Below are 268 nucleotides of genomic sequence, written 5' to 3' on the forward strand. Positions count from 1 at the left end.
CCCCACTATAATGACGTAGCCTCGATGCGGATATCGGTGGACGCTTCAGGTAACGACCCAGATAATTCACCGTTTGCTTTAGTTCTTTCGTCTTTTTGGCAAAGTGAATATTCCAGTAGCGTTGATATTGACGCTCTAAGAAGACATTCCATTGACGGTAATCTTGAATATGATTGGTGGTCGATGTGGATAAGTTAAGGTCGCCGTATTTTTGTCTGAGAAGCGCGATGAGAGTGCGCCGCCAGTGATACTCGACATGCTTCTTTTT

1 protein-coding gene is annotated in these 268 nt (G+C 44.8%); it reads right to left on the reverse strand.

Going from position 1 to position 268, the window contains the following annotated elements:
* Positions 1 to 268, reverse strand: a 268-nt coding sequence (locus H5300_RS27410; protein ID WP_182797409.1) for a transposase, incomplete at both ends; no start/stop codon positions are given.

It is taken from the genome of Vibrio sp. SG41-7 (genome assembly GCF_014164465.1).
Classification (GTDB): Bacteria; Pseudomonadota; Gammaproteobacteria; order Enterobacterales; family Vibrionaceae; genus Vibrio; species Vibrio splendidus.